Here is a 3388-nt window from a genome sequence, read left to right as displayed (position 1 = left end):
CGATCATCCCGCGGTCGGCCAGGCTGCCGTGGTCGCCCACCACGACCAGCCCGGCAGCCCCCGCCTGATCGCCTACGTCGTCCCCGACACCAGCGAAACACCAGCAGACCTACGGGAGTTCGTGCGGCAGCGGCTGCCCGAGTACATGGCGCCGTCCACGTACGTCACCCTGGACCGGCTGCCGTTGACGGCCAACGGCAAGCTCGACCGGGCCGCGCTGCCCGCACCCGATCAGGGCGCGCGGGCGGATGTGCCGCGTCGTGAGCCGCGGACCGAGCGCGAGCGACTGCTGGGAACGCTGGTCGCGCAGGCACTGGGCGTGGACGACGTCGGGCCCGACGACGACTTCTTCGCGCTCGGCGGGGACAGCATCGTCTCGATCCGGCTGGTCAGCCTCGCTCGCTCGGCGGGTGTCGGACTGGCGGTCCGGGACGTCTTCGAGCAGCGCACCGCTGCCGGACTGGCCGAGGTCGCCGAGGAGCTGTCCGTGTCGGCACCGGACCCCGGCGACTCCGGCGTGGGAGGGCTGGAACCGACGCCGATCATGCGCTGGTTCGACGCGCGCGGCGGCGACATCGACGCGTTCCACCAGGCGATGCTGCTGGAGGTGCCGGCCGAGCTGCGCGAGGACCACCTCGTCGCGGCCGTGCAGGCACTCCTGGACCACCACGACGCGCTGCGGTTGACCCGGAAACCGAGCGGTCAGGACAACGGCGCGCGGTCGCTTGAGGTGGGTCCGGTGGGGTCCATGTCGGCCGCGGACGTGGTGCGTCGTGTCGGCACCGACGGCGCGGCCGTCGACGCGACGCTGGTCCGCGCAGAGGCGGAGGCGGCGTCCGACCGGCTGTCGGCCGCGCGCGGGCTGCTGGTTCAGGTGGTCTGGTTCGACGCCGGACGGGCCGAACGGGGCAGGCTCCTGGTCGTCGTCAACCATCTCGTCGTCGACGGGGTGTCCTGGCGGATCCTGCTTCCTGATCTCATCGCCGCCTGCGAGGCCGTCATGGGCGGCCGTCCCCCACGGCTGGACCCGGTGGGCACCCCGCTGCGCCGCTGGGCGAGTCTCCTCACGGTCGAGGCCCGGCGGCCGGCCCGCACCGCCGAGGCGCCGCTGTGGACCGGACTGCTCACCGCGGCCGACCCGCCGCTGACCACTGGCCGGCTCGATGCCGCGCGGGACACCGTGGGCCGGGCCCGTGAGCTCACGCTCTCCCTGCCGCCCGAGGTCACCAACCCGCTCCTGACGACGGTGCCCACGGCCTTCCACGCGAAGGTCGACGACGTCCTGCTCACCGCGCTCGCCCTGGCGGTCGCCCAGTGGCGCCGGACCCACGCACGCGGGCGGCACACGGCTCTCCTCGTGGATGTGGAGGGACACGGGCGCGAGGAGATCGGCGAGGGCGTGGACCTCTCGCGCACCGTGGGCTGGTTCACCTCGCTGAATCCCGTCCGCGTCGACCCCGGCCCCCTGGCGTGGGAAGAGGTCGTCGACGGCGGGCCGTCGCTCGGACAGGCCTTGAAACGGGTCAAGGAACAGGTCCGCTCCCTGCCCGACCGGGGCATCGGGTACGGCCTAGTGCGGCACCTCAATCCCGACACCGGGCCGGAGCTGGCAGGGCTCGCCGCACCGCAACTCGGATTCAACTACCTCGGCCGGTTCCCCTCGGCGGGCGCCCCGGTGGTCCCCGGCCGCCCGGAATGGACCGTGGCCGCCGAGACGGGCCTGCTGAGCGGCGCCGACCCGGCGACCGCCCTGGCGCACGGGCTTGAGGTGAACAGCATGGTCCGCGACGCCCCGGACGGGCCGGAACTGGAGGCCGTCTGGACCTGGGCGCCGGATCTGTGGACCGAACGGCACGTCCGAGCCCTGGCCGACCACTGGTTCCGGGCGATCCGCGGACTGGTCCGGCACGGCGAGCGCTCCGGCACCGGCGGCCACAGCCCCTCGGACTTCCCCCTGACCGAACTCAGCCAGCACGACATCGAGCAGCTCGAAGCAGCGTGGAGGGTGCAGAAATGACGTCGTCGGGCCTGGAAGACATCCTCCCCCTCTCCCCGATGCAGGAGGGGCTGCTGTTCCACTCCCGCTACGAGCAGGACGGCGCGGACGTCTACGCGGTGCAGCACGTCTTCGCCGTCGAGGGCGCCCTCGACGCGGCGCGGCTGCGGGCCGCCGTGCTCGCGCTCGTCCAACGGCACCCGAACCTGCGCGCCGGATTCCGGCAGGTGGACTCCGGCCGGACCGTCCAGTTGATACCATGTCAGGTAGAGGTTCCCTGGCATGAGTTCGACCTGTCGCCGCTTCCCGATGCCGACGCGGAGGCGGAGCTGGCCCGGCTCGCCGCCAAGGAGCACGCCCGCCGGTTCGACCTGGCCGAGCCGCCCCTGCTGCGCTTCTCCCTGGTGCGCCTGGCCGCCGAGCGCCACCGCCTCATCATGACCACCCACCACATCCTGCTCGACGGCTGGTCGACGCCACTGCTCGTGCGCGAGCTGACCACGCTGTACGACAGCCGGGGCGACACCACCGCGCTGCCCCGAGTGACCCCTTACCGGCAGTACCTGGGGTGGCTCGCGCAGCAGGACCAGCCGGCGGCGGAGGCCGCCTGGCGAGAGGCGCTCGGCGGTCTCGAACAGCCGACGCTGCTCACCCCGGCGGACCCGGGCCGTACCGGACTGATGCCGGAGCGGATCACCGTGGAGCTGGACGAGGACCGCACGGCAGCGCTGGCCGACTGGGCGCGCCGCCACGGGGTGACCCTGAACACCGTGCTTCAGGCCGCCTGGGGGCTTGTGCTGAGCCGGCGCACCGGCCACGACGACGTTGTGTTCGGGGCCGTCGTGGCCGGGCGCGACCCTCAACTGCCCGGCGTCGAAGGCATGGTGGGTCTGCTCATCAACATGGTGCCGGTGCGGGTGTCCCTCAACCCGGCGCAGTCCCTGCTGACCACCATCGAACAGGTGCAGGGCGCGCAGTCGCGGCTTACCGGGCACCACCATCTCGGACTCGCCCGCATCCAGCAACTGGCCGGTCCGGGCGACCACTTCGACACCTGCCTGGTCTTCGAGAACTACCCGTGGGACGAGCCCGGCGAGCGGCTGGAGACCGGGCTGCGCATCACCCCTGACCTGGGCCGCGGGCGGGACGCGACGCACTACCCCCTGACCCTGATCGCCGCCCCGGGGCGGCGTCTGTACCTCCGCCTGGACTACCGCGACGACCTGTTCGACCAGGCGACGGCCGCCGGGTTCGTCGACCGGCTGGTCCGGGTGCTCGACCTCGTCGTCACGGATCCCTCCCGGCCGATCGGGGGGATGGATCTGCTGTCCGCGGAGGAGCGGGCGGCTGTGCTGGCGGTGACGGATGGTGTGGTGCCGGGTGCTGTGGTGC

General features: G+C 72.9%; 2 protein-coding genes. Both read left to right on the top strand.

Going from position 1 to position 3388, the window contains the following annotated elements; translation table 11 throughout:
- Nucleotides 1–2017, top strand: a 2017-nt coding sequence (locus ACFC02_RS42060; protein ID WP_376368235.1) for a condensation domain-containing protein, incomplete at its 5' end; no start/stop codon positions are given.
- Nucleotides 2014–3388, top strand: a 1375-nt coding sequence (locus tag ACFC02_RS42055; RefSeq protein ID WP_376368233.1) for a condensation domain-containing protein, incomplete at its 3' end; no start/stop codon positions are given. The genes ACFC02_RS42060 and ACFC02_RS42055, both read left to right, overlap by 4 nt.

This window comes from Streptomyces sp. NPDC056160, assembly GCF_042268205.1.
GTDB lineage: Bacteria > Actinomycetota > Actinomycetes > Streptomycetales > Streptomycetaceae > Streptomyces.
Note: the sequence above shows the minus strand (reverse complement) of the source record. Positions and strands in the feature narration are given on the sequence as shown.